Here is a 25,322-nt window from a genome sequence, read left to right as displayed (position 1 = left end):
CTCTCACGTTGATGATTCAAGTTCCATCTTGCTAGATCGCCAAAAAAAGCTGGTAAAGTTAACATAGACAAACCACCAGTCCGTCTGTCCTGGTGGTTGTTTAGTTGCCTTTACTCCTCTTCATAGAGCGTAAGAAAGGAATCTGGCTCGGCACGTCCCTCTGCGATCGCGTTTACCCTGTCGACGAACTCCGGTAGAATAAGATGACGCAAAGGCTGGTCTACTTGATTCAATTGTTTGAATGCCTCCCTAGCCAACTCATCCCATTCCTTATAGCGATACAGATAATCATCCGGCATCACTACGGTGCTAGAAGTCCCTTCCTCCGGTTCACACTCAAAAGGTTCGTCCAACCCGAGCGTAGCATAGTCGCACGTGATTTGTTCTCCGGGAAGAATATCCCTCGACGCCAATTCAATCTCATAGACCGTCGATACCACATTTGGACTGAAGCTGTGATTCATGTATCTGGCATGATCCCAGCACAGCACGTAGTAATCGTCATCGTTGAGGTAGGCATATTTATAGACGATTTCCCTTCGCACGATATCAAGCGATTCAATTTCATCTTCCTTGAGAATAATGTCCAAATCATCCAATGCCCAGATGATCGTTCCTTTGGGGATCATTTTTGTGGCAAAAACGCCCACACCAATCTTTTCATTGACAAACCGAATCTCGGTATCTGGATGTATCATCGATTCTATTCACCCTTTCTCAAAACTTACTATTACTATATACAGAAGTTTCGTTTAAGTGACCGTTCGTTCGCGTATTTTATCCAAGTTCAATCAGCGGAATGTCCCCCCCTGGAAAACGAGAAAGCTCTTTTATTTTTGTTCCACAATCGGGAGCTTTTTACATTCAAAAATCATCCTGCCATAAACGATAACTTTTGAATGCCGAATACACCTTCAATCAGATTTGTTTCTTCAATGGTATACCCCCTTTTTATTAAACTACTGCCCCCTTAGTTGAAAAAGCACTTATTCTAAATCTCATATTATTAATTCTAATACCTCTCTTATTCATAGACAGAAGCACATACGAAGCGATCATTAGAATCATATATTGTTTAAGAAATCATTGCACATGTTTCACGTACAGTATTAATTGGCGAAAGGAGTGATGAAATGTTAAATGGGACAAGTTCATTTTCCATTTCTATATTAGGCAGCAGTGGAGGTGTTGCAAAAGCGGTATTGGCCATACTAAATCAATCCGCCCAAGATAAAAATGACCCTATGTACCCCATCATTAGCATTTCCCAGCTTCACCTAATTGATATTAAACAAAAGGATAAAGAGTATTACGACCAATTATTCCTAAACCTTGCGGATAAAATCAAAATTTCCCAGCTTGATCTCACGGATGTAAGTCACTTTCAGAAACATTTAAAAAGGACAAAAACGAAAGTAGTCATTGATGTTTCTTGGGCTGATACAATTGAGATGATGAAATGCTGTAACGAATTAGGTGTTTTTTACATCAATTCAGCCCTCGAGAACACTGAGGTCGATGAGGACGAAAGTCTATATGGTTTCCCATTGACCGAGCGATATATTAGATTTGAAGATAGCAAAAAAAATCTTACCAATATGAAGGCGATTGTTGGCTCGGGTATGAATCCTGGTGTAGTGCAATGGATGGCCATAAAACTCATAAACGAAAATCCGGATCGAAAACCATTAGCCTGCTACATTGTGGAGCATGACGATTCCTTTTTTAAAGACAAAACGTTGATCAAACCTAACACACTCTATACTTCTTGGTCGGTCGAATGCTTCCTGGATGAAGCGATATTATCTTACCCTATGTTTGTCCATCATCATTTGCCACAATATTTTTATGAAAAAGTATATGCAATGGAGTATAAAGTAAGGTTAGGGCAAAAAGAGTTTTATGGTTGTCTAATGCCACATGAAGAAGTGATTACATTAGGTAAATTATTTGATATGCAATTGGGGTTTATTTATCGTGTAAATGAATATACAACGGAATCAATCCGAAATAATTTGGCTAATGTAGACGTTCTCTGGGATTGGAATCAACAATTACTTGATCCAGATATAGGTGAAATTGAAGGTGAAGACCTAGTTGGTGTCCTATTAGTTTACGAGGATAGCGAAAAGTATATATATAATGTGATGAAAAGTAGTGAAATATATCCGAAATTCAAAACAAACGCCACGTACTTCCAAGTTGCTTGTGGCATTTATGCTGCTATGGCGAGCATAATCCTGGATGACCTTTCTTTAGGTATCTATTATGTTGATGAGCTTTTGTTCAACACCAAGAGCAAGTACGGAGGGTATTTAACCTACCATATGACTGACTTTGTCACAGGAGAAAATAAAGGCTCCGATGGATTATTGCATCAAAGACTTAAATGGATTGAATAGGCTGATTAATGATAAGCAGAGACACTGCATTCATTTGTTTTCTAAAGCATCCTAATAAGTTGATGCACTGCTAGTTAGTTTGTTATTGACTTCCCTCTTTCATTTACAAAATCTATTTAGTTAGGAGATTAGAATAGGAAAAGCACTTATTATTGTTTGTGGTGGGGTAGTTTCAGTAGCCATTCATAAATGTTGCCCATGATTGAAATCGTTCACATGAAGGGTTATTGAACTAACAGGTGCAATATTCGTCAGAAAAGAGGAATCCACAGGGCAGCATTCTTTAAAATGAGCATTCCGCAATAGGGCTGCCATGTCACCTCTTCAATTTCTTTTAGAAGGTCTAAAAAATGATCTAGTTCCTCTATGATATGCTTCATTGAAAACTCTTCCGATACGGTTTAGATTGATCTAAAAATGCCTGAACTTGGCTCTCTCCTTTTGCCACATCCAGACCAACAACTGGATTCATCGTTTTTTCCTCCTCAACTTACTAACCAGTACCCCTTAGTCCTCCATGTAGTGTCATAACTTCGCTTGTTATACGAGATCTAAGTCCCAACCAGCCTCAAACATGTTTCTACAAGTAGGGGGCGGACAGTTTGTCTTTAAGGCAGCTTTTGCTTATGGGGTATGCTGTTTTTGGAAATAAAAAGAAAATTGATGATATGTATCTAGGCCCTTCTTCTAGCCTGATTGAAGAACCACGAATCAATATTTGACTATTTTGAAAATTCATGATAATATTTACGCATAAAAGAATCAATCGGCAATGGCGCCTGTTTCAATAGCTTATAACGAGCTATTGGGCAGGCGTCTTTTGCATTTTTCAGGGGGGGGATAATATGAATAATAGAACCAAATTAAAAGCTTTATTTGGCATGATCGTTATTTGCTTGTTTTTGTATGCTTCCTTAGGAACGGCTGCAAGCGGAAGAGCAGTTTCGACTCCGCAAAATAGGGGGGGCCATTGTATTCAAGTGTTGGATAAAGGGAAATGGGCTCCTGGCACCTATAAGTCTGTTCAAAACCTAATTGATAAGCATGGTGCCGGAAGTACAGGATACGATCCAAATCGAAAACCTTATGTTGTTTTTGATTGGGATCATACCAGCATCATGAATGATACGGAGGAGGCCCTCTTTCTTTATCAAATTGATCACTTGGCATATAACATGCAACCGGAAGAGTTTTATGAAGTGATCAAAAAGAATGTGCCGAATGGACCCTTTTCACACGAGTTTAAAAACCTTCAAGGAAATGCGGTCACTCTTAAGGAAATTGCCGAGGATCTTAAGCGTGATTACAAATTTCTTTATTCGAACTATAATGGGATGAATGGAAAAGAGAGGTTAGAAACGCTTCATTCAACTGATCAATTTAAAGATTTTAAAGCGAAAATGTACTTTCTGTATGAAGCCATTGGGGAAACATACGGTGTTGAAATCGGATATCCATGGGTGCTGTATTTATTTGCCAACATGTCGACCGAAGAAGTTCAGCAGCTTGCAGAGGCTTCAAATGATTATAATTTAGGGGCGGAAATGGCATCGGTGACGCTTATAAGTCCTGGGTCCATGTTAGGAAAAGCCGGTACTGTTCAAGTTACCTATACAACAGGACTGCGTCTGGCCTCGGAAATCGCAAACTTAATGCATACTTTTATGGAGAATGGGATTGACGTTTTTGTTATTTCAGCTTCGATGGAAGAAGTGGTGGAGGTATTTTCGTCAAATCCAAAATACGGCTACAACCTTCCAAAGGAAAATGTCTTTGGGATGAGATTAAAAAAGAAGGAAGGAATTACTCAAGCAGAATATGAAGACAATTGGCCGATCACTGCTCGAGAGGGTAAGGTGGAAGTGATCGAACACGCCATCTCCAAAACGCGGGGCGGATACGGTCCGATATTCGTAGCGGGAGACAGCAGCACAGATTATGAAATGCTGACAATTAAGAGTTTGAAACTCGGTTTAATTATCAACCGCCTTAAAACAGGTGATATCGGCAAGCTTGCAAAAACAGCTACAGAACGGATGGGCAAAAACAACCCTAAATATGTTCTCCAAGGAAGAAATGAGAATACAGGCTTATGGATACCGACTGAATACACGATCAAGCTTGGGTCAAATGAAGAAGAATTGTTGGCAAATCCATAAAAAGATTCGTCCCAGGAGATTCAGTCACACTCGGAGTATAAAATAAAGCTTGATGTTTTCTAGGATTGGGAAACCTTATACTTGGGTTTCCCTTAAATTATTGCTTTTCTCTTTTTCTATAATGCAATAGATTGTCAACAAACAACTTATGTAGAAATATAAATTAATTAATGTGAAATCGACTTAGAAATCTTAGCATTTAACATTTTCTCATTTCGAATAATTTGACTGAGTTTATATACTCCAAGTTTTACCTATTGGTGCATAGGCGTAAGAAATTCGAATATAACGGTCAGTTTCCTGGGCATACATATAACCTGGATTAAGAAGGATGACTTCCGCAAAAGACTTGACATATAGATCCCTCATCGATAACTCAGATAAGATTTTCAACCATATAAAAAATCCACCTGAAGGTATATCCCAAACGCATACATCGCTTAAATAGGTCTGTAAAGCCTCTAATGCGATATCCCTTCGGACTTTAAGTTGTTCCCCGACAAACTCAAGTTTCTTCAATACAATTAACTTTGAAGATTGGTTTTCAACAGATATACCCGAAAAGTGGGAGTTTGAAGAAGAAAACGATTTAATTACATTCTATAATACAGTAAACCCAAAAGGTAGCTGCTCTATTAGTTGAACTGGTTTGATAATCTGTGCATCCCGGCCAAATCCAAGAAAGTATTCGGCAAAGAAGTTGACAATTTGAATTCTAATAATATAATAGTCATATGACTTTAGAACAAAACGATACGCAACGAATAAAAATATTTAATGCCTTAGCAGATGAAAAAAGGATCGCAATCATCCGCTTATTGTATTACGGAAACAATCGCCCGATGTGTACGGATATAGGAAGGAGTTTAGGTGTAAGTAAGTCCAATGGTTCCTATCATTTAAAAATTTTATCCGAAGCAGAGCTGGTGAAGATTGACCGTGAGGGTGTCATAAAATATGTCTCATTAAATGAGGAGACATTCACCCGCTATTTACCTGGGTTTTTGGCTACGCTTTAATGTAGCCTTCTTTTTTGGTTATTAGTTCTAAAGTTTTATGACTTTGATATAACGGAGGAGAAATAGATGAATCAAAAAGAGAATAGGTTGATTATCACATTATGTTTAATCGTTTTATCCGGGGTAGCCAATTCACTTCTGTTTAATGTTGCCTTATTTGAAATGATGAATGGGCTTGAGGTGACAGCTTCCAAAATTAGCTGGGTGGTTATTTCCTATACTTTAGTGATTGCCTGTGGTTCGATTACTTATAGTAAGCTAGCCTCTTATTTTCAAATTAAAAGTTTGTTGATTTTTGGGATTAGTTTATTCGTTACAGGTTCCCTTATAGGGTACACGACGAATGATTTTATCGTTGTGGTCTTGGCCCGTATTATTCAAGCAGCGGGTGGTAGCTCGTTTATTGCATTATCCATGATCCTGACGAATCAGTATCTCACCTTCCCTAAACGCAATCTGGCTTTAACATTAATAGGTGCCTGTCTATCACTTGGTTCAGGAATAGGATTTTTGCTCGGAGGCTTCTTTACTCATTTTTGGGGCTGGCACTCCCTATTTTTATTAATGAGTATGGCTATTTTTACGTTGCTAGGAATTATTTTGTTTGTGCCCTCCGGATATGCCAATCATAAGAAGCTTACCCAACCGTTTGATTTTTTAGGCTTCCTTTATTTATTGACTTTTGTCGTGACGTTTATTTTAGGAGTCAAATTAAATGGTTATTTGCTAATTATTACAGTGATATCTGTATTTTTTATGGGGATCCATGGCAAACGTCAAGATGTCGGGATATTTATGGATTTGTCAGTTTTTCGATTCTATGCCTTTAATCGGTTCCTTTTGCTTAGTTTTATTAATAGTGCTGCCATGGTGGGAATTATTTTTCTTTTTCCGTTATTAGCAGGACAGCAGTTTCATGTCTCTGCCTTGAAAACTGGCTTTATTTTGGCGGGGATATCAATCTTTTCCTTTTTGCTGAGCTTCGTAATAAGACCAGCTATAACCCGCATCCAAGGGAATGGTCAATTGGTCGTTGCTGTCGTCCTTCAATTCATTGGATTTCTGCTATTAGCCATCTTTGGAGTAAACCAATTTGCAGTGGCTAGTGTTGGCGTTGCCCTTATTAATATAAGCTTTACAATCCTTACCATTGTCATCAATATTGATATTCCCCACACGATAAAGAAGGAAAAAAGTGCAATGGGGCTGGGGATCTATAACTTAATCAACTTTTTAGGAATGTCATTTGGCCCTTCAATAGCGAGCCGAATCCTAAACGTGACATCAAGTTTCAGCCTGAGCTTTGGATTTTTCGTTAGTCTATTACTTGTAGCATTGCTATTATCATGCGTGAGCAGCATTCCAGTCTCTTCAAGGAAGATAAAGCAGTCACGTCAACTGTAATCTTAAAAAACTGGTTAGATATTTTCTAGCCAGTTTTTTAGTGCTTAAAACCTTTTGAATGGTTCTTTTAGCTTGGACGACTTTCATTCGTACACGGTCACAATAATTCCATCCATATTGTCACCTGAGATAGCCCTAGAAGGCATTGCTAAAAAAAACGCAAAGATAAACGGAAAGTGGGAAGACCATCAGGTTTTTGCCATCATTAATCCTAAAGATTAACTGATAAAGACACTTTGAAAATGTTGACTTCGTTAATTCAGAAATCAATTGCTTTTATTCCCCAAAAGGGCGCTTTTCTTTAGTAAGAAGGCGTCTTTTTTGTATGCTCCTACACAAAAGATTGTGAAGATTTTCACTTAAACTTAGGGTGCTTTACTTCATTATCAGGAGCTGATCAGCATCTACTTTTCTTATGGAACTAAAGGGGCAGGTTTGTTCAACAAGGAATTAGTCTTCATCCCATAGAAATTAGTATCTTGAATTCTAATTTAGATGAGGAAAAGGGGAACTAAATGAATTATAAAGTCATAATAAACATGCCAATATCTAATCATGAAATACCTGAATTAAGAGAACTTGTTGGATGGGGAAGACGAGACAAAGATTTTCCAACCTTATTTAAACGATGTAACTTTTGGGCTGGAGTAAGAAACGAAAATAATAAACTTATAGCATTTGGTTATGTTGCAGGGACGGGATTAGAACATGGTTATATGGAAGACATCATTGTTCATCCTGATTATCAAAAAATGGGGATTGGTGTGGAGTTAGTAAGAGAATTATTAAGAGAGTCTCAAAGGTATGGTTTAGAAATTGTTACCTTAACGCATGATCCTAAACATAAGAGCTTTTATGAAACTTGCGGCTTTACTCCTTGTTCAGGTGGGTTATGGAAAAAACAGTAATGAACTAACGGGTGCGTTAGCTGAAGAAAAAAAGATTTATAACCATAAGGAGGACTTATGGTTATAATTAACATTTTTAAAATTTCCTTATCATTCCAATTAGCGTAGAATTGAAAATAACAAAAGTAATATCCATTTGAAGTCAGAGGAGAAGGATATAAATGACTTATATTTTTAAATCAATTGACCATATTCAGCTCGCTGCTCCTAAAGGTAGTAAGGACACTGCAAGAAAATTTTTTAAGAATATTTTAGGTTTTGAAGAAGTTGAAAAACCTGAAGAATTAAAGAAACGTGGCGGGGTTTGGTTTGAATTTGGAAATTATCAAATACATATAGGAATCGAAGAACCATTTTATCCAGCCAAAAAAGCACATCCTGCTTTTGAAATAGAAAATATAGAGGAATTAAGAAAACATCTGGTAACAAACGGTATTGATGTTATGGATGACGATAAACTTCCAGGTGCTAAAAGGTTCTATATTTCCGACCCTTTTGGTAACCGTATGGAATTGTTAGAGTGGATTAATAGGTAAACACTTCCTTATTGCATTCTAACCATGCCAGGAGCTGTTCAGCAGCTCCTTTTGTTATGGAACTAAAGGGGCAGGATAGTTCAATAAGCAATTTTGTAGAATAAAGTGTAAACTCACAACACCTTTGAGTTGCAGAATGCACTCAACAAATTCAAAAGCTATATTTTTTAAAACTTAGGTTTTTATTTGCGTTATGCTTTATCTAAAAATACTTTAACTTTTTGAAACTTTTTCTGAAGATATATTCCACTAATAGTTGAAAGGAGTTGAGAGAGAGATGGAGTTTGAGAATGATAAGATGGTTAAAAAAGCAATCAGGGGCAATAAAAAAGCTTTTGAACAACTCATAAAGCAGCACTATGAACGAATCTACCGGACTGCTTATCTTTATGTACATAACGAAGAGGATGCATTGGATGTCGTTCAAGAGACGACATATCAAGCTTATAAGAGTATTCACTCGTTAAAGCATCCAGATTACTTTATGACTTGGCTTACCAGGATCATTATCCGATGTGCTGGTCATATTCTCAAAAGAAGAAATAATATTGTACCACTAACAGACGAAGTATTGTCTGATTTATCGGTAACCTATCATTTAGGTCATGACGAAGCAATAGATCTATTAAATGCGATCGGACAGTTAAAAGGGAATTATAGATCCGCCATTATTTTGTTTTACTACTATGATTATTCTATTAAAACCATTAGTGAAATCATGAAGATCCCCGAAGGGACTGTAAAAACTTGTTTAAGCAGGGGGAAAGCCGAATTAAAAAAGTCCTATAAAGATGAGGAGGGCAAATGCAATGGATAACAAAGAAGTAAAAAGTGCTATTGAAAAAATAGTTGTACCAAAAGAAAAAGTGTTTGGCGCTATTGATAAAGGCTTAAAAATGTCAGGGCAAGGTAGGAAAATAAAGAAAAAGAAAGTTCTTGCAGGTTCATCTGCTGCAGCTGCTCTTCTTGGAATCACCATTGCTTCTGGATTTGTTAATCCTACAATGAATAAAGTATTGGCTAATACCCCTTTAATAGGCGGGATTTTTCAAGAATTCAATGATTCAATGGGCGTTGAACTTGCAAATCAAGATGCAGTTACAGAATTAAATCAATCCTTAACTAAAAATGGAGTGACTGTAAAACTCACCAGCGCTTATTTTGATGGCAATGTGGTATCAATTACAGGATTTGTAGATGAAGATGTTGAAAATGGGCATAACGAAAAAGGGGAAGTAAGCTTTGATATGAATTTTGAACACAACAAAGGGGATAATGACCCTTGGTTGAATGGAAAGTCGACAGACATTAGGAAGGTCAAGGGGGGATACAATTTCCAATGGAAAATGGAATATCCATATAAATCATTTAAGGAGAATTCTACTCTCCCCATAACTATTCATAATATTAACGGGATAAAAGGTGAATGGAATTTTGATATCCCAATTCAGCAAGAAAAAAACAGTACACTTGTTATAGATCAGGAGCAAGGGTACCCGGATGATGAGGTCAAAATCCGTATTAAAGAGATCCTCACCGCAAGGGCGTCATCTTCGCTTATTTATGAGACGGTGGAAAAATACAAAGATGATGAAATTTATATACTAAAAGCAATTGATAATAAAGGAAAGGTATATAGGTTTGGAAACGGAACATCTCTAGAGGAGGCAGCACTAGAGGAAGGATATCATAGTACTGCTCGAACAAAAATGACCAAGCTGAACTCAAATACTACTTCACTTACTTTTTATCCGCAGCTATCTGTTGCAGACCCAAAAGTACAACAGCTATTGTACAAAAAATCATTTACGTTAAAAAGCAAACGGCTCAATTTAGGCCTTCAGGTAAATGATATAACTAAAAAGGGTAGTAAACTAGTAATCGATTATCAATTTACAGGGCTCTCCAAGAAATTGAGTAAACACCAGCTTGATTTATTTGAAAATAATTTGAAATATGAATTATTGTTGGTAGATAAGGAATATATAGGGGAAATAGATCCTGAAAATCCAGTGCCACCTAAAAATCATAGCATTCGCATGAATAAAGTGAAAACTATCGATAAAAAGACAGCGAACTTCCAATCTACATTCGATTTAAATGGAGAAGAAAAAATCATGAACTTTAAACTGGAAAATACAATTTTGCAATTCAATTTTTCAAACTTTATCCCAGCTAAGGAATTACAACCATTTACTGTTGTACTTCCAGTGGGGAATGAATAAACAATTAAAGTAGCTCATTTTAGGACCATATAGTTGACGAGTGGGATTCTACTAGTGCATTGAATAATTAGTAATATCGGGGCGATGACTTATGTAAGTCACCGTCTTTTTTTTATTAGTTAGAAGTTTGTGAAATATTGCACTTAAACTATAGGGTGCTTTACTTCAATAAGAGAGTTGCTTTGGCAGCTCTTTTTCTTATGGCACTAACGGGTGCGTTAGCAAAATAAGAGGTCATTTTTACAGCTCTTTTGCATTTGCAAATTCGCTGGTGGTACTTCAAACGGATCTGTTGAATCAACAGATCCAAGTGATAGCTAATCTTTCTACTCCTATTTTTGTTTTTTAGTTATAATAAGATCGTGCTTAAAATGGCAAAACAGTAAAAGTTTTCTGATTGCTTCAATCATGCAAATTTAAAAGAAAAATGGAGGAGTAAAATGCGGGAAAAGGCTGTAATCATTGGTGGGGGGATTGCCGGTAAATTAGCTGCTAAAGCGTTGTCTCATTTTTTTCAGCAAGTTATCATCGTAGAAGCAGGTCAAGAATGTAAAGAAAAAGTTCCTAGAAAAAGAGTTCCTCAGAGTTACCACCCTCACGTTTTATTGAAAAGAGGAGAAGAAGCCATTGAGATTTTGTTTCCGGAGATATTGTCTCAATTAATAGAAGATGGCAGCATCGTCACTAATTTTACAAATGATCTGAAGTGGCACCATTTTGGTTATTGGAAAAGTCGGTTTTCTGGAGAGTTTACCCTGATTCAGCAAAGCCGGCCTATGCTTGAATGGCATTTACAAAGACGGGTTGAAGAAGTTCCTAATATTATTACTCGATATGAAACAAAAACAGAGCAGCTGCTAGTAAACAAGCATGACCATACCGTTCTTGGAGTCCGAGTACGTTCCTGTAAGACGGGTCTGGCAGAAGAACTGGATGCCAGTTTTGTAGTGGATGCCAGCGGTTCTGCCTCTAAGAATATAGAGTGGCTACAAGCACTTGATGTAAAAGTGAAGGAAGAAAGAGTTAAGATTCAATTGTTTTATGCAACACGCCTTTACTCTCTTAAAAAACAAGAACATCCCGAATGGCAAAACCTCCTTATATCACCGAGCTTTCCCGATAACCCTTACGGTGCCTATATTCAAACTCTTGAAGACAACCGATTCTCTGTCACGTTCAGCGGGTATGCTAATGCACATGCACCAAACACAAATGAGGAATTTATCTCATACGCTAAAAAACTTCCTGTTCCTGACGTTCTTCGATTTCTTGAGGGAGCAGAGCCTCTTTCCGAGATTAAAATACATCGGGTTCCTTATCAAGTACGACGCCGTTTTGATCTAGCAAAAAACATTCCGGAAGGGTTCTTAATCATTGGTGATGCTCATTGCCGTTTTGATCCTCTTTTCGGACAGGGAATTTCTGTTGCTGCGGTGCAGGCTTTAGAGTTGCAATCTTCTCTTTTTCAAACGAAGAGAGCTGACAAGGGATTTGGTCAAAGATTTCATAAGAGGATTTCTAAGATTATCGACGTTCCTTGGGAGATGGCGACAACAGAGGTTCTTCGTCATCCCGAAATTAAAGGGGAGCGAACTTTTGTTCAGCCATACAAGCAGTGGTACTGCAAAAGGGTATATGAGCTTTCATCTTCTGATCCTGAAATATATAGTCGATTAGCCAGAGTAATGAATCTTATCCGAAGCCCTCTCCATCTGTTTCATCCAAAAGTACTATTCGCGATTCTTACTAATCAGCGGCATAAATGATTCTCCTGTTGTAAAGGATGTAACAATTATGGATTTCTGAATACTTAATAACGAAAATACGAGAAAAAAGACTCATGATTCGTTTGTGAGTCTTTTTCTAATGAAACAGACACTGTTAAATAATCTTGTTGATTTTCTTGATGAACAAACGGGGGGGGGTTAGGGCGCGATTGTGGAACAGGAAAGAAAAGGAAGGATACCTATTATACAAGACTAATATGTATCCCCCTTTATTTTTATGGCTTTTTACGATTTAGGTATTGATAATTTATAATATCTTCGTCCTCGAAGGGTTGCTCTGTTTTGTGCAATAGCATAGGAGAAATAAAACAAAGATACCACCTCATAACGTGCTGTGTTCTCATTTATTTTTGCATTTGTAACATTCCTTGCAGGATCACTTCTAATCCCCAACGAAAACGTTCTTGTTCTCCGGAGAATAATTCCTCTTTTAAACTAGAGATTATTGGATATTCCCTAGCATCCACTGATTGGTAAGAAACGTAAAGGGAATCCATTGCAGTTCCATCCTGTTTACGTGAAGCTTGTTCGAATGCCACTGAAGTAGCATAGATAAATAGTTGATCTACTCCCCACGCTGCTGAAGTAGAATGAATTCCACCCGCATGAAGCCGCTGAAGGATATATTCTATCATTGCTAACGAGTTAGGTCCTATTGGAAGTGTCGTTAAAGCAAGTTCAGCGATCCCTGGTGATTCATAGAGAGTCATTTGATAAGATTCTAGTACATCAAATAACTCATCTTTCCAATGCCCATCTTGGTTATCTGACAAAACAACTTTTTCGAGTCCATAATCTAACACATACGCTCTTAACTCTTGAACGTTTTTGACATACACATATAGAGAAGATGGTCCCGTATCTAAATCTTTGGCAATTTTACGCATGCTCAGCCCAGAAAGGCCTTGGTTCTTTAAAATTTCTAACGCAGTTCTCACAATAAGATCTTTGCTTAATGGATCCTTAGCAGGCCGCGAACGACGGCTAATAATCGTGCGTTCTGATTTATTCATCATTCTTTTCCAATCTCCTTTATCAAATGGTGTCATTTATATTGTTTCATTAAATCCATCCATTTAGCTGTGGCATTATCTGAAAAACAAAGCTTGAGGTTTGCATCTGACTCTTCGGCTGATTGGGAGGAATACACATACATTTTTTTCTCATATCGTTGAACCGCCTGATCAACATTCTCATGCGTAACAATTGACAATGCCAATTCCGCAGCATCCCGCATTGCCATGTTTGCGCCTTTTCCGGCAAAAGGCGACATTAAGTGTGCCGCATCCCCCATCAGAGTTACACCTGGTTTATGGATCCATTTAAGGCCAATAGGCAACATATATATACGTCTTGGGAGTATAGCTTCATCAGCAAATCGGATATAATCTTTTAGGGACTCGTCCCAATCATTAAAGTACTGAAGGAGCTGTTGTTTAGCTTTATCAGGTTCATTGAACGGGATTTCACAATTATCTAGCCAGTTGTGGTCAACTTTAAATGATAAATATACACGAATATTCCCATTTCCATTTAGCTGCGCAAAAATACTTTTATGATCAGCGATGGCAAAGAATGTTCCATTGCCATTAAGCTCAGCAATACCTGGATGAGAGGTTGCTACATTTTTTATATTTAGCTCAACCATGCTGATTCCAGTATATTCAGGTACGGAATCCGTTACAAGAGGGCGAATACGTGAAAAGGCGCCATCGGCAGCTATCACAAGATGAACAGTATCAACATGCCCATTCTCAAAGTGAAGTTCATGTATACCATTTTCTAAAGGAACGGCATGTGTCAACTTATGTCCCCATTGAATACAAGTTGAATCAACAGAATCTAATAATAACTCACGAAGTGTTTCACGATCGATTTCAGGACGCTTTCCATTATTTTTATCTGTAACTTCATCCAAATAGACTTTACCCGTTTTATCTACAAGACGAAAGTCCTCTCCTTCATATCGAGCCAGCGTTTGGAATTTTTCAAATAATCCAGCTTCTTTTAACGCCCATTGTCCGGAATCCTCATGAAGGTCTAATGTACCACCTTGTTGGCGGCTAGTTGGAGACTTTTCTCTTTCATAGACGACCGTTTTTACACCATGTTTCTGTAAAATGCGAGCTAATGTGAGACCGCCTGGACCTGCACCTATAATAGCAATCCGTTGTTCCTGTATTTCTTTTGTTTTCATTATCATAATTATCAACCCCTATAAATTAAATTTAAATGTCTTGTTCTATTTATAATATAACGAACGGTGTTTGTAAAGAACGGTGTTCGTTATATTTGGTGGTAACTTTTTAAGTTCACGTTTCTCTATTAACTAAAGAGCTGATTTATCAATAATATTCTTAAATCTTTGTTCCGAACTAATATAAGTTTGTGAAGAAGTGTACTTAAACTAACGGGTGCGTTAGTTTATTAAGGAAGGCAAAAAAGATCAGCGTTTTTATAAAAGAATAATCCAATTTAATAGTAGTATATGGGCATGTTTTGATAATCTTTTTTCAAAACATGCCCTTTCTATTTGTTAAAGTTTTTTGTTTAGGTACTCTGAATAATCCTAGTGCTTTTCTAGTTCAATTAGATTAAGATAGATTAGTTAATATTTACTATTTGAGAGAAAATGGGGAAAAATTGTTATGAGAAATTATTTTATTTTAGCAGCAAGTGTTATCTCAATTGGAATGCTTGGTGCATGTATGCAAGAAGAAAAAGCAGTAGATAAAAAGGCTCCAGTCGAAGAAAGTGCACATGCTGAGGAACCGACAGATGTTGAAGAGCTCTCTTCAGAAGAAGTAGACGAAACTAAATCTCTTTATACGGTGGACAGTTATATGAAGTCAGTCGAAGAAAACCTTGAAGCAAAATCGGAAACATTAATCAGTAATATAAAGGAGTTACATAAATACACCATGTACTCTAAAGTGGAATTATTGGATTTTGTAGCATTTATAGAAGATCCTTCCGAGTTTAACTTATCCATTACTATGTTCTCAATGGATAGACAAGCTAATGAAGTCTTTAACGAGATTGAGGATTCTTCTATCTTTGCAGGTAGTCTGGGTATGATTGAAAATGTAAGATATACCCACCTTTTAGGTAATCAAACAGATGACTTTTGGGATTTCTACGAAAAAAATGAAGAGGAACTTAACCTTGCAGAAAAACAAGCGTTTGCTACTTGGGTCGCAGATTGCTGGAAAAAAGCAGATGGACAAGCAATCACATTGCCAGCCTACTTTTCTCTTCACGATGATTATGAATCCTTTGATTTAAAGAAAAATCAGTGGGTTACAGATGATGAGAAATGGTCTTATTGATACATTAGCGGAGGGACCTTTATCCACATTGTTCCTCATATGAGTAAGACCTTCAATTGAAGGTCTTTTTTGTTCGCACATCGGTTACATAGTAAACCTGCAATGGCTAAAGAAATGAAACCTAAAGTCGTACATAGTGTGGATTTAAAATAAAGTCACGATGTTTATAAAAAAGATGAGATATTTTGAATAAAGTCGCGATGTTTGCAAAAAAGTTACGATGCTTGCCCCTTAGAATGGTTATCTAAAGGGGGTTTCTTTTCTTATAGTGAAAGGAAAGTACATCAACATCTTAATGAAAAGGTGGATTAGGGAATTGTTGAGTAACAATAGAGTTGTTACGTTAAAGGGACAGATTGTAAAGTAAGGTTGTCCAACTAACTCGGAGGTCAGAGAAGGATATCACGATACTTAAATAGAATTTCTCACTAATACTTCTAGATGATTTATTAGATAGCTTCTCTTTATTTTATGAGTTATAACATATATTACATGAGGATTAATGAGATCAACAAAAATATGAGGTGTCTAAACATGAGTTTTTATTTTAAAATATGTAAACAAAGTGATATTGGGGAATTAATCCAAAGATATGTTAGTACATTAAGTTCTCCTATTGATTCCTTTTTAGAGGAGCACATTCTCAATTCCGTATTTTATACAATCAATTACAGCTCTGAAGTTGCAGGTTATTATGCCATTCATAGTAACCAGTACCTAACACAATTTTATTTAGATTTATCATACTATAATGAATCCCAAGAGATTTTTAACAAGGTTCTTAGGGATCATCATTCAATTCAGTCAATACTGGTTCCAACATGCGACGAACTTTTTTTAAGTTTGGTATTAGATCATGATTATAAGATTGAAAAACAAGCTTACTTTTTCCAAGATAACAAAGTGGAAATTCTAAAGGGAAAATTATTTAAAGATGGGGAATTCAGAGCTGCGGTTCCTAGCGATGCTCCAAAAATAACTGAGGTATGTCAGGAGTTCATTGATAAAGTGGAGGAACGTATTGAAAATAGGGAAATATTCACCTACACCAAAGGAAGTATTCTTCTTGGAATAGGGATTATAGAAACAAGTAAGTTACTCGACAAATATGGAAATATCGGCATGTTTACAAATGAACAATACAGAAAAAAAGGAATTGGCAGAACGATCATACATCATTTAAAGGAATGGTGTTATGACAATAATCTAAATCCGATTTGCGGTTGTTGGTATTATAACGCTCCCCCGAAACAAACGTTAGAAAGTGCTGGTATGGTCTCTAAAACAAGATTATTAAATATCAAAGTCCTATAGATTTTTAAATGAATGAATTTATAGCTAATCTTGAGTTATTCAAGAATCGCTTTTCTTAATGAACTAAAGGGGCAGGAGTGTTGAAAAAGGATTTCAACCTATATTTGTATAAATAGTAATATTTAACAATGTTTAGAATTGCTCTAAAAGTAATTTAACAGTTAAATTATTTTCTAAATGGGGAGGGGCATTTTTGCAAACTTTTTTTAGATATAACTGGATGGTAAGAGAAGACTGGTATCGTTGGTGTGAAGAGTTAAGTGAAGAAGAACTTCTGCGGAACCGAACGGGTGGAATGGGTAGTATATTGCATACACTTTTCCATATTGTTGATGTCGAATGGAGCTGGATACGTCTCTTACAAGGGAAAACTGACTTTCAGGAGAGTTTCGATAGTTATAAAAGCTTGAACAAAGTTCGAAAATTGGACGCTGAATTTCATTTAGAAGTGGAAAACTTTGTGAACAACTGGGATGCTAGTATGGAAAATCAATTATTTTATGATACCTTGCAAGATGGAAGAATTGTGACGGATACTTGGGGTGAAATAATGCGACATACTATTGCTCACGAAATTCACCATATAGGGCAATTATCAATTTGGGCAAGGGAATTAGGGAAAAAGCCTGTTTCTGCAAACCTTATAGGTCGGGGTCTTTCCTCTCATTCCAATAAATAATTCAAATAGATATTAATTTAGTCGATTTCTATATATTGGGTGTAATCCTTCAATTAGAAATCGCCTTTTCGATGTTCTGCTGCAGGTCAGTTTTGTTAAGCAATATCAGTTTGTGAAGATCGGAGCTGTCTTTAAGACAGCTTTTTCTTTATGCTTCTATCGGGGCAGGATAGTTCAAGAAGGTATTAGTAAATCTTTTGACGAAAATATAAAGAGCTTATTAAGAATTGCTTAAAATACTTTAAGATATTTAATGAAAAAAGGAAAAAATTAACTGCTAATAACTTTAGGGGGGGAAAATATTGAAACAAACATTACTGATAATCGATGCTCAACAGGAATTAATAGAAGGTAATAAAGAAGGACAAGGAGTCTTTGAGAAAGAAAAAATCGTTAGTAACATTAATACTGTAATTGATAAAGCGATAAATGAAAGTATCTCCGTTGTTTTTATAAGAGATTTAGATGTTTCAAATGGAGAAGGCCCCGGATTCCAGATACACAAGGATATTAAAGTACCATCAACTGCTATCATATTTGATAAAGCTGCCACAAATTCATTTTATGGCACTCCATTACTCGAACATTTAAGTAAAAACAATGTAGATCATATTGTAATAATGGGATGTAAGACGGAACATTGTATTGATACAGCTGTTAGAACAGCAACAATCAATCATTTTGATGTGACATTAGTTGGTGATGGACATTCTACTTCTGATTCCAAAAACTTATCTGCAAAACAAATAATCCTTCATCACAATGAAACCCTTCACGGTCACTATAATGTAGACAATTTTTCACTTGTTAGAAATTCTAATGAAGAATTGTTTGAACCTGTTCACAATAATTACCGATAATAAGCATCTTCAACAAACGGGTGCATACTTCAATATCAGGAGCTGTTCAGCAGCTCTTTTTCTTATGGAACTAAAGGGGGAGTGTCTTTAAATAAAAGAAGATCCTTCAAAAATGAAGGATCCCCCTAAATGTTATTACTCGATGCGAAGGGCTTGGATGTCTCGGCAGTCAACAAAAATGACAGTACCAGGCTCGGTCTCTTCGTCTCTGAATCGGGCACAACAAGTATTGTTGTCAAAGGCACGGAAGATAACATCTTCAAGAACTGTGCCTCCAGATAAAAAAACGTCTACTTCTGTACCAGGACGCAAACGGCGTAATGTATTACATACACATCCATTACACCTGTTTCTACGAGATGAACTGGATTGACGACTCGATGAATTTCGACTTGACATCATTACATCCCCCTTTCAATAGCTTGTCTTACTTTAATAACATATGAAAGGGAAAACAATCAGGAGTGGACCAAGTGATTGATTATTTGGCACAATTTTGAGTTAATTAGGCTTTTTTTGCTCCTTGGGCTATGAGGGACAGATATGATACACTACCATGAAAATTAAACAATGAGGAAAAAGACCATATTAAATAAAAAGCAAGCTTCAATTTTTTACATTAGATTATGATCGGAACTGTCTTTAAGGCAGCTTTTTCTTTATGCTACTATCGGGGCAGGATAGTTGAACTCTATATTGAATGGTTTTTATCTTTATCATAATTTGGTGATGGACTAGAGTTTGTTAATATGCGGTCTAATACTTTTTCAGTAAGTGGCATGAAGAAATTTAGCATTAGCCCGCCTAAACAAACGGTTAATAAAGTTCCAACGCCAACTGGCCCATTTAGGACCATTGCCATTAGCAAGAATCCGAGGTAAATGAAGGTTCTTGAAAAAAATATATTTGTTCTAGTTAATTCTTGTATGATTAATGTTAATCGGTCAACTGGAATCGGTGCAAAATTTGTGTGTAAATATGTTGCAGTTCCTAATCCTATAACAACCAAGCCGATTCCAAAACAAACAACTTTGCTGTACCATAGTTCAGGTGTTATCAAATTGTGCAATAAAAAAAGCCACATATCAATACCAATACCCGTTATAAATGCTGTTAACAACCCCAAAACTTCTGGTCTTTGCCTTTTTAAAAATGAATTACAACATATCAATATTAAAGCCATTATGATTTCCCAACTTCCGACAGTAAGCCCCACATTCATGGACAGGCCTACTAAAAGTGCATCAAAAGGTGAAGTTCCAAGGTCTGATTGTATAGTGAAACAAATACCAAGAGTTAATAGTAAAATTCCTAATACATAAAAAACATATTTCACTTTGCTCGACCCCTTTAATGTATTTTTTATTGCAAATGCAACAAAGTAAGGTTACATTTAATATATGTCATTTTTATTGCATTTACAACAAAAATCTAAGCTAAGGAGTTAATCATGAAGAAATTCATCGTGAAATTGGAATGATAGCAAGAGCATTAGATTCTATAAGTAATATAGAATTTAAAGAATATGGAATTTGTTAAAAAGGAAAACAAGAGAAATTATTGATTATATGAAGGAGCGACATATTTAAATGACGACTAAAAATATTAAAAAGTGTACCCTTGAAGATTCACGCGAACTTCAAGAAATTAGTTATGAAACATTTGATGAGACATTTAAGGATCAGAATTCAGCCGAAAATATGAATGCCTATTTGGAAAGGGCATTTAACTTAAAACAATTAGAAAAAGAATTATCCAATATTTCTTCGCAATTCTTTTTTGTTTATTTTAATGATCAAGTAGCTGGATATTTAAAGGTCAATACGAATGATGCACAGACTGAGGAAATGGGTGATGAATCACTTGAAATCGAGAGGATTTATATAAAGAACAAATTTCAAAAACATGGGCTTGGTAAATATCTGCTAAATAAAGCTATGGAAATTGCGAAGGAACGTAATAAAAAGAAAATCTGGCTCGGAGTATGGGAAAAAAATGAAAATGCTATTGCCTTTTATAAGAAACTGGGGTTTGTTCAAACTGGTGCCCATTCTTTTTATATGGGTGATGAAGAACAAATAGACTTTATAATGACCAAAGCACTTCTATAACTTGTTTTGGAAGGGTGAACTATTTTGATAAGCCCACTTTTATTTCACCCTCAAATGCAAGAATTAAAGAACGGAACGGAGCTGTCATATTGGCAGCTTCTCTTCAGTTTGTAAAGGATTGTATATAAAGTACAGGGTTGTTGGTTCATTAGGGAGCTGTGACGATCAGCTCTTTTCTAATGGAGCTGACGGGGCATGTCAGTGGAATGAGGACCTGTGTTTTGAAAGTCAAGATCTGCCCCGCCAGTATTTGATATAAGCTGCGATTACGGTGTGTTTTTTATAACCAAGCCTTTTTTAGGAGTTCCACGCCAAGCTCGATTTCCTCACAAGAAAGATTACTGAAGCCAAGTTTGATAATTGGTTCAGCGGTATTATTTTTAATGAAGTAGAGTGAGGTGGGGTACACTTTAACACCATGAAAGGAAGCTCGCTCTATTAGCCAATCTTCTGAACGTTCCAGGTGTACTTTGATTAATACATACAAACCTGACTGCTTACCGATAATGGATATATTTTGATCGAATTGCTTTTTTAATATTGATGCCAAGTGCTGCATTTTTCGTTTATAAACAAGACGCATACGTTTAATATGGCGATTCCATTCTCCCTCTTCCATAAATTTAGCCATTGCGAGCTGGCTTGGAAGTGAAGTGGTACTTTCGAAATGAAGAAATTGATTTTTATAATGGGTTAAAAGTGGCTCTGGCAACACCATATAACTTAACCGAATTCCTGGAAGAAAGGACTTCGAGAAATTCCCTAGATAAATGACTCTTGCAGAATCAATGGAAGCGAGAGCGGGAAATGGTTGCTGCGTATAGCGAAATTCACTATCATAATCGTCTTCGATAATATACCCTTGCATCTTGTTAGCCCAATGAATAAGCGTTTGCCGTTGTTGAATGGACATGCTTACCCCATATGGACTGTGATGGGAAGGGGTTACATAGATTAAACGTGATTTGATTTGTTCCAATTGCGAAAAATCAGCACCTGTCTCATAAACTGGTAAAGTCTCAATCGTAAAACAATGGAATTGAAAAGCTTCCCTAGCGCCATCATATCCAGGGTCTTCTACTGTAATGCTTGGAAAATCACCCTTCAGTATATGTCCAAGATTGATAAGCATTTGTTGGGTACTGCTGCCGATAATGATGGCATTCGCATCTGTTTTCACCCCACGGGATTGGAGTAAGTATGTGGCAATTTGTTCACGTAGGCACACCTCACCAAAGGGTTCCCCATATTGATAACTCTCCTGTAATGTTAATACTTGATTGGCAATCCTCCTCCAAATTTTCAGAGGGAATTGTGCTTGATCTACGGCACCAGCCCGGAAATCAATAAGGGTAGGTGTCGCTGGCTCCCTTTGCGTTTTATTATGAGGAATTAACTCTTCTTGGGATAAAAGTGGCTCTAATTCATTTACAAAATAACCCTTTCTCCCTTCTCCACGAATATAGCCTTCAGCTACAAGTTGATCATAAGCCATTAATGTCGTATTGCGACTTACTTGAAGGGAATCTGCCAGTTGGCGGATGGAGGGCAATTGTTCATCGGCAAGTAAGTCACCCCTTTCAATAAATGACTTAAACTGCTCGTAAATTTGTTTGTATCTGGGGGAATCCTCCTTAAAAGCAAAAATGGCATTTATCATTTACGATCTCCTTTGACATGTCTATTTATTTAGAATTGTACCTTTTTATATGTCAGTTTGTATATTACCATATTTTACAGATGAGGTTCACGAGTAGAAATGGTGATGGACACTTAGTAAAAGTCGCTATGATTGTGAATGGAATAATATTGACGGATGAAAGGAGATTTTTTATGTATATCCCTAAGCAATTTGAAATAAAAGAATTAGAAGCAGCCTACGATGTAATACAGGAGAATGGTTTTGCAACATTGTGTTCAATGCATGAAGGCATGCCTTTTGCTACACATTTACCACTGCTGTTGAATAAGGAGAAAACCTATTTGTATGGTCATTTTGCTCGTCCGAACCCTCAATGGAAAGATATTGAAAATCAAACTGTCTTAGCAGTCTTTCATGGTCCTCACTGTTATATCTCCTCTTCTTGGTATGAGACGAACCAAGCTGTACCAACTTGGAATTATGTGACTGTTCATGTATACGGCGAAGTCGAGCTTATTGAGGATGAACAGGAGTTAACGGATACCTTGCATGACATGGTATTCAAGTATGAAGCCCCTGATAGTTCATACAATTTGCAAGATTTAGATGCTGACTTTCTCGCTGGGATGAACAAAGGCATTCAAGGCTTCAAAATTAAAATCAACAAAATGGAGGGGAAAGCGAAGTTAAGTCAAAACCATTCATTACATCGACAAGAGCTGGTTATCAATCAACTGGAACAGATCCAAAATACAGATGAGCAAAAAATTTCCTCTTTAATGAAGGCAAACCTAAAAAAATAACGTTGAATGTTACTGCGCTAACGAGAGTGTTGATCCAATAAGGATTTACACTCTTTTTGTTGAACTTCTATTACTAACGGAGCAGATTTCAATACTAACTGTAATTAGCAGCAACGTTTTTTCTCTATCGTGTCAATGGAAGAAAAATTGGATCCCTTTTTAAATAATTTAGTCAAAATCTTAACAGATTTCTAAATGTAAAGCCGTATGGGCATTTTTAAAAAGATATGCATGTACTGGGTTAATTTAATAATTATTATTTAAAACATAACAAAAAATCACGGTCCCTTTATACGGATATAAAATTCCAGAGTTATTCTTAATTTACATCCAGGGGGAGGGATCGGAAGTTGTCAAAATTTCAGGCCATAACTTCTTTGTTCATCTTGGTATTTATCATCATTTTAGTAACTTTTAAAATCACAGCACACTCATCCAAACATTCCACAACGAATCGTTCCACATCCAACCGCAACATCCAAGTACAATTGTTAGGCGTTAATGATTTTCACGGCCAGCTGAACAAATATCAAATGGTTTCAGGGACCACTGCAGGCGGTGCTGAATATCTGGCTGCCTATTTAAAAAAATATAAACAAGAAAACCCGAATACACTGCTTGTTCATGCTGGTGATATGGTAGGAGGAAGTCCTCCAATCTCTTCTCAATTTCAAGACGAACCCACGATTGAATTTTTAAACCTCCTGCACTTTGATGTCGGGACACCTGGAAATCATGAATTGGACCAAGGCGTAAATGAAATGAAACGTCTTATTCATGGAGGATTCAACAAAAAAACAGGTTATTTTCAAGGTGCCAATACTTCTTACAGTTCTGCAAATATCATCGATAGAAAGTCGGGTACTCCCTTGTTACCACCGTATGTTATTAAACAAATTGACGGGATTAATATTGGATTTATCGGTGTGGTCACAAAAGAGACCAACCTGTATGTGGCCCCTGAAAATCGAAAAGAAGTAGAAATTACGGATGAAGTTTCAGCTATTAACCGAACCGTTAAGCTTTTAAAGGAAAAAGGGATCAAAGTGATTGTTGTTCTGGCACATGATTCAGCTAAATCAGATAAGGCAGGAGCAAATTCCAGTGGAGCTTTAGTGGAGATGGCTCCCAAAATCGATGATGAGGTCGATGTCATGTTTGCCGGTCACAGCCATGAATATGCCAATACCGTTGTAGCCGGTAAGCTGATCGTTCAAGCTTATTCCAATGGGAAAGCCTTTTCTCAAGTGAATCTTGAAATTGACCCACATACTAAAAATATTGTTAAGAAACAAGCAAAGATTATAGTCACTTCACATCATCATATAAAACCAGATAAAGAAACGGTTGCTCTTCAAAATAAATATAGAAAAAGATTGGGGTGCTATTTTGATCAGATAATAGGAGAAATGCCTGAAGAAATAACACGAAATCAAGATGCAAACGGTGAATCCCCATTAGCGAAAATGATTGCAGAATCTGAGCGGGAAGCCATGGGGGTAGATATAGCTTTTGTCCATCAAGGAGAAATGCGGAAAAATTTAAAAAAAGGGGAAATCACTGTAGAAGACCTTTATACAGACTTGCCTATGGGACATAATGTCAGTAAGTTAATCTTAACAGGAGACCAAATAAAGCTTGCTCTAGAACAGCAGTGGGCGAAAGATTATGAAAATAGGTTACAAACGGTTGGTTTAACGTATAATTGGGACCCCAATGCTCCAATTGGCAACCGCATTGTTGCGCTAAAAGACATGAAGGGTCAAGAGATTCAGCCAAACAACGAATATGAAGTAGCGGTTAGTAATTATTTAGCTTCAGGCGGTGATAACTTCACTGCATTTGAACAAGGTAGGCTCGTAGAATCCGGTCCACAAGTTGTCACTGCACTTATAAGCTATATCCAACAGAAGTATCCCCATGAAAATTCTCACCATTCATTGAAAGAATGAAGGGGATCATACAAGGATTTGCATAAGTGGCTTTTGAGGAAGTATTACCAAAAAATAAATTCAGTTACTCAAGATTGGCTTAAACGAGAAATAAAAGGTAGGGAGTTGCTTTGGCAGCTCTTTTTTGTTGCATAAGAATAGATACCAGAAGATCGTCATTAGAGTCGCTCTTTTTCTTTTCACTGTTTCAGA

Annotated in this window: 24 protein-coding genes and 1 pseudogene; 17 read left to right on the top strand and 8 right to left on the bottom strand. The window is 36.7% G+C overall.

Annotated elements, in window-relative coordinates; all coding sequences use genetic code 11:
- Positions 1–110 precede the first annotated feature (110 nt).
- On the bottom strand, positions 111–698 hold the full coding sequence (locus QNH43_RS23455) for an SET domain-containing protein (protein ID WP_214926251.1): 588 nt from the start codon (positions 696–698) through the stop codon (positions 111–113).
- A gap of 435 nt (positions 699–1,133) precedes the next feature.
- Between QNH43_RS23455 and QNH43_RS23450 the strand changes: the two genes are divergently transcribed.
- Complete coding sequence (locus QNH43_RS23450; RefSeq protein WP_283915916.1) at positions 1,134–2,402, top strand: saccharopine dehydrogenase NADP-binding domain-containing protein; 1,269 nt, start codon at positions 1,134–1,136, stop codon at positions 2,400–2,402.
- Positions 2,403–2,653: 251 nt separating this feature from the next.
- Here QNH43_RS23450 and QNH43_RS23445 read toward each other — a convergent pair whose 3' ends face one another.
- The gene (locus QNH43_RS23445) at positions 2,654–2,782 is read right to left on the bottom strand and encodes a hypothetical protein (protein WP_283915915.1); all 129 of its coding nucleotides are present in this window, start codon (positions 2,780–2,782) and stop codon (positions 2,654–2,656) included.
- 465 nt (positions 2,783–3,247) lie between these two features.
- Here QNH43_RS23445 and QNH43_RS23440 point away from each other — a divergent pair, with 465 nt between their 5' ends.
- The gene (locus tag QNH43_RS23440) at positions 3,248–4,561 is read left to right on the top strand and encodes an HAD family hydrolase (protein ID WP_283915914.1); all 1,314 of its coding nucleotides are present in this window, start codon (positions 3,248–3,250) and stop codon (positions 4,559–4,561) included.
- Positions 4,562–4,795: 234 nt separating this feature from the next.
- Here QNH43_RS23440 and QNH43_RS23435 read toward each other — a convergent pair whose 3' ends face one another.
- Positions 4,796–5,080, bottom strand: coding sequence for a hypothetical protein (locus tag QNH43_RS23435; RefSeq protein WP_283915913.1), 285 nt, complete (start codon positions 5,078–5,080; stop codon positions 4,796–4,798).
- A gap of 215 nt (positions 5,081–5,295) precedes the next feature.
- On the opposite strand from QNH43_RS23435, the gene QNH43_RS23430 reads away from it, so the two are divergent.
- The 8 genes and pseudogenes from QNH43_RS23430 to QNH43_RS23395 all read left to right on the top strand — a co-directional run bounded on the left by QNH43_RS23430 (position 5,296) and on the right by QNH43_RS23395 (position 12,419).
- Positions 5,296–5,580, top strand: a complete 285-nt coding sequence (locus QNH43_RS23430; RefSeq protein ID WP_098573007.1) for an ArsR/SmtB family transcription factor — start codon at positions 5,296–5,298, stop codon at positions 5,578–5,580.
- 66 nt (positions 5,581–5,646) lie between these two features.
- The gene (locus tag QNH43_RS23425) at positions 5,647–6,984 is read left to right on the top strand and encodes an MFS transporter (protein WP_283915912.1); all 1,338 of its coding nucleotides are present in this window, start codon (positions 5,647–5,649) and stop codon (positions 6,982–6,984) included.
- Positions 6,985–7,122: 138 nt separating this feature from the next.
- Positions 7,123–7,206: pseudogene (locus QNH43_RS23420) on the top strand (GNAT family N-acetyltransferase); the annotation flags it as partial.
- Positions 7,207–7,499: 293 nt separating this feature from the next.
- On the top strand, positions 7,500–7,892 hold the full coding sequence (locus tag QNH43_RS23415) for a GNAT family N-acetyltransferase (RefSeq protein ID WP_283915911.1): 393 nt from the start codon (positions 7,500–7,502) through the stop codon (positions 7,890–7,892).
- A gap of 161 nt (positions 7,893–8,053) precedes the next feature.
- The gene (locus tag QNH43_RS23410) at positions 8,054–8,428 is read left to right on the top strand and encodes a VOC family protein (RefSeq protein WP_283915910.1); all 375 of its coding nucleotides are present in this window, start codon (positions 8,054–8,056) and stop codon (positions 8,426–8,428) included.
- 277 nt (positions 8,429–8,705) lie between these two features.
- A complete protein-coding gene (locus tag QNH43_RS23405; RefSeq protein WP_283915909.1) occupies positions 8,706–9,245 on the top strand; it encodes a sigma-70 family RNA polymerase sigma factor in 540 nt (179 codons plus the stop codon).
- Positions 9,238–10,653 (top strand): DUF4179 domain-containing protein, encoded by a 1,416-nt coding sequence (locus QNH43_RS23400; protein WP_283915908.1) that lies wholly within the window; start codon positions 9,238–9,240, stop codon positions 10,651–10,653. The genes QNH43_RS23405 and QNH43_RS23400 overlap by 8 nt, the downstream gene beginning before the upstream one ends.
- Positions 10,654–11,093: 440 nt before the next feature.
- Positions 11,094–12,419 (top strand): FAD-dependent oxidoreductase, encoded by a 1,326-nt coding sequence (locus QNH43_RS23395; RefSeq protein WP_283915907.1) that lies wholly within the window; start codon positions 11,094–11,096, stop codon positions 12,417–12,419.
- 365 nt (positions 12,420–12,784) lie between these two features.
- Here the strand turns inward: QNH43_RS23395 and QNH43_RS23390 are convergent, their stop codons facing one another.
- Together QNH43_RS23390 and QNH43_RS23385 are read right to left on the bottom strand one after the other, a co-directional pair.
- A complete protein-coding gene (locus tag QNH43_RS23390) occupies positions 12,785–13,453 on the bottom strand; it encodes a TetR/AcrR family transcriptional regulator (RefSeq protein ID WP_283918436.1) in 669 nt (222 codons plus the stop codon).
- A gap of 32 nt (positions 13,454–13,485) precedes the next feature.
- Entirely contained in the window at positions 13,486–14,643 is a 1,158-nt protein-coding gene (locus QNH43_RS23385; protein WP_283915906.1) for an FAD-dependent oxidoreductase, read from the bottom strand.
- A gap of 445 nt (positions 14,644–15,088) precedes the next feature.
- Between QNH43_RS23385 and QNH43_RS23380 the strand changes: the two genes are divergently transcribed.
- From QNH43_RS23380 to QNH43_RS23365, 4 genes are all read left to right on the top strand, one after another.
- Positions 15,089–15,769: a hypothetical protein gene (locus QNH43_RS23380; RefSeq protein ID WP_283915905.1), complete on the top strand. Its 681-nt coding sequence runs from the start codon at positions 15,089–15,091 to the stop codon at positions 15,767–15,769.
- 534 nt (positions 15,770–16,303) lie between these two features.
- Positions 16,304–17,083, top strand: coding sequence for a GNAT family N-acetyltransferase (locus QNH43_RS23375; RefSeq protein ID WP_283915904.1), 780 nt, complete (start codon positions 16,304–16,306; stop codon positions 17,081–17,083).
- 193 nt (positions 17,084–17,276) lie between these two features.
- Positions 17,277–17,762 carry a DinB family protein gene (locus QNH43_RS23370; protein WP_054399368.1) on the top strand — a complete coding sequence of 162 codons (486 nt, stop codon included), beginning with the start codon at positions 17,277–17,279 and terminating at the stop codon, positions 17,760–17,762.
- A 302-nt stretch (positions 17,763–18,064) separates the two neighbouring features.
- Positions 18,065–18,622 carry a cysteine hydrolase family protein gene (locus tag QNH43_RS23365; protein ID WP_283915903.1) on the top strand — a complete coding sequence of 186 codons (558 nt, stop codon included), beginning with the start codon at positions 18,065–18,067 and terminating at the stop codon, positions 18,620–18,622.
- 135 nt (positions 18,623–18,757) lie between these two features.
- Here QNH43_RS23365 and QNH43_RS23360 read toward each other — a convergent pair whose 3' ends face one another.
- Together QNH43_RS23360 and QNH43_RS23355 are read right to left on the bottom strand one after the other, a co-directional pair.
- Positions 18,758–19,024 (bottom strand): hydrolase, encoded by a 267-nt coding sequence (locus QNH43_RS23360; protein WP_082609221.1) that lies wholly within the window; start codon positions 19,022–19,024, stop codon positions 18,758–18,760.
- Positions 19,025–19,313: 289 nt separating this feature from the next.
- Complete coding sequence (locus QNH43_RS23355; protein ID WP_283915902.1) at positions 19,314–19,958, bottom strand: YczE/YyaS/YitT family protein; 645 nt, start codon at positions 19,956–19,958, stop codon at positions 19,314–19,316.
- Between the two features lie 253 nt (positions 19,959–20,211).
- Between QNH43_RS23355 and QNH43_RS23350 the strand changes: the two genes are divergently transcribed.
- Positions 20,212–20,733 (top strand): spermidine/spermine N(1)-acetyltransferase, encoded by a 522-nt coding sequence (locus QNH43_RS23350; RefSeq protein WP_283915901.1) that lies wholly within the window; start codon positions 20,212–20,214, stop codon positions 20,731–20,733.
- A gap of 280 nt (positions 20,734–21,013) precedes the next feature.
- Here QNH43_RS23350 and QNH43_RS23345 read toward each other — a convergent pair whose 3' ends face one another.
- On the bottom strand, positions 21,014–22,393 hold the full coding sequence (locus QNH43_RS23345) for a MocR-like pyridoxine biosynthesis transcription factor PdxR (protein ID WP_283915900.1): 1,380 nt from the start codon (positions 22,391–22,393) through the stop codon (positions 21,014–21,016).
- Positions 22,394–22,566: 173 nt separating this feature from the next.
- Here QNH43_RS23345 and QNH43_RS23340 point away from each other — a divergent pair, with 173 nt between their 5' ends.
- Entirely contained in the window at positions 22,567–23,178 is a 612-nt protein-coding gene (locus tag QNH43_RS23340) for an FMN-binding negative transcriptional regulator (protein WP_283915899.1), read from the top strand.
- Positions 23,179–23,528: 350 nt separating this feature from the next.
- On the top strand, positions 23,529–25,130 hold the full coding sequence (locus QNH43_RS23335) for a bifunctional metallophosphatase/5'-nucleotidase (RefSeq protein ID WP_283915898.1): 1,602 nt from the start codon (positions 23,529–23,531) through the stop codon (positions 25,128–25,130).
- Positions 25,131–25,322: the final 192 nt, after the last annotated feature.

Source organism: Peribacillus simplex (assembly GCF_030123325.1).
GTDB lineage: Bacteria > Bacillota > Bacilli > Bacillales > DSM-1321 > Peribacillus > Peribacillus simplex_D.
Note: the sequence above shows the minus strand (reverse complement) of the source record. Positions and strands in the feature narration are given on the sequence as shown.

What these genes read in the sequence shown, in the direction of transcription:
- QNH43_RS23440 (WP_283915914.1), top strand. Translation starts at nt 3,248, where the DNA reads ATGAATAATAGAACCAAATTAAAAGCTTTATTTGGCATGATCGTTATT.
- QNH43_RS23395 (WP_283915907.1), top strand. Translation starts at nt 11,094, where the DNA reads ATGCGGGAAAAGGCTGTAATCATTGGTGGGGGGATTGCCGGTAAATTA.
- QNH43_RS23375 (WP_283915904.1), top strand. Translation starts at nt 16,304, where the DNA reads ATGAGTTTTTATTTTAAAATATGTAAACAAAGTGATATTGGGGAATTA.
- QNH43_RS23350 (WP_283915901.1), top strand. Translation starts at nt 20,212, where the DNA reads ATGACGACTAAAAATATTAAAAAGTGTACCCTTGAAGATTCACGCGAA.
- QNH43_RS23430 (WP_098573007.1), top strand. Translation starts at nt 5,296, where the DNA reads ATGACTTTAGAACAAAACGATACGCAACGAATAAAAATATTTAATGCC.
- QNH43_RS23360 (WP_082609221.1), bottom strand. Translation starts at nt 19,024, where the DNA reads ATGATGTCAAGTCGAAATTCATCGAGTCGTCAATCCAGTTCATCTCGT.
- QNH43_RS23400 (WP_283915908.1), top strand. Translation starts at nt 9,238, where the DNA reads ATGGATAACAAAGAAGTAAAAAGTGCTATTGAAAAAATAGTTGTACCA.
- QNH43_RS23415 (WP_283915911.1), top strand. Translation starts at nt 7,500, where the DNA reads ATGAATTATAAAGTCATAATAAACATGCCAATATCTAATCATGAAATA.
- QNH43_RS23455 (WP_214926251.1), bottom strand. Translation starts at nt 698, where the DNA reads ATGATACATCCAGATACCGAGATTCGGTTTGTCAATGAAAAGATTGGT.
- QNH43_RS23445 (WP_283915915.1), bottom strand. Translation starts at nt 2,782, where the DNA reads ATGAAGCATATCATAGAGGAACTAGATCATTTTTTAGACCTTCTAAAA.
- QNH43_RS23410 (WP_283915910.1), top strand. Translation starts at nt 8,054, where the DNA reads ATGACTTATATTTTTAAATCAATTGACCATATTCAGCTCGCTGCTCCT.
- QNH43_RS23340 (WP_283915899.1), top strand. Translation starts at nt 22,567, where the DNA reads ATGTATATCCCTAAGCAATTTGAAATAAAAGAATTAGAAGCAGCCTAC.
- QNH43_RS23405 (WP_283915909.1), top strand. Translation starts at nt 8,706, where the DNA reads ATGGAGTTTGAGAATGATAAGATGGTTAAAAAAGCAATCAGGGGCAAT.
- QNH43_RS23380 (WP_283915905.1), top strand. Translation starts at nt 15,089, where the DNA reads ATGAGAAATTATTTTATTTTAGCAGCAAGTGTTATCTCAATTGGAATG.
- QNH43_RS23390 (WP_283918436.1), bottom strand. Translation starts at nt 13,453, where the DNA reads ATGAATAAATCAGAACGCACGATTATTAGCCGTCGTTCGCGGCCTGCT.
- QNH43_RS23450 (WP_283915916.1), top strand. Translation starts at nt 1,134, where the DNA reads ATGTTAAATGGGACAAGTTCATTTTCCATTTCTATATTAGGCAGCAGT.
- QNH43_RS23345 (WP_283915900.1), bottom strand. Translation starts at nt 22,393, where the DNA reads ATGATAAATGCCATTTTTGCTTTTAAGGAGGATTCCCCCAGATACAAA.
- QNH43_RS23385 (WP_283915906.1), bottom strand. Translation starts at nt 14,643, where the DNA reads ATGATAATGAAAACAAAAGAAATACAGGAACAACGGATTGCTATTATA.
- QNH43_RS23425 (WP_283915912.1), top strand. Translation starts at nt 5,647, where the DNA reads ATGAATCAAAAAGAGAATAGGTTGATTATCACATTATGTTTAATCGTT.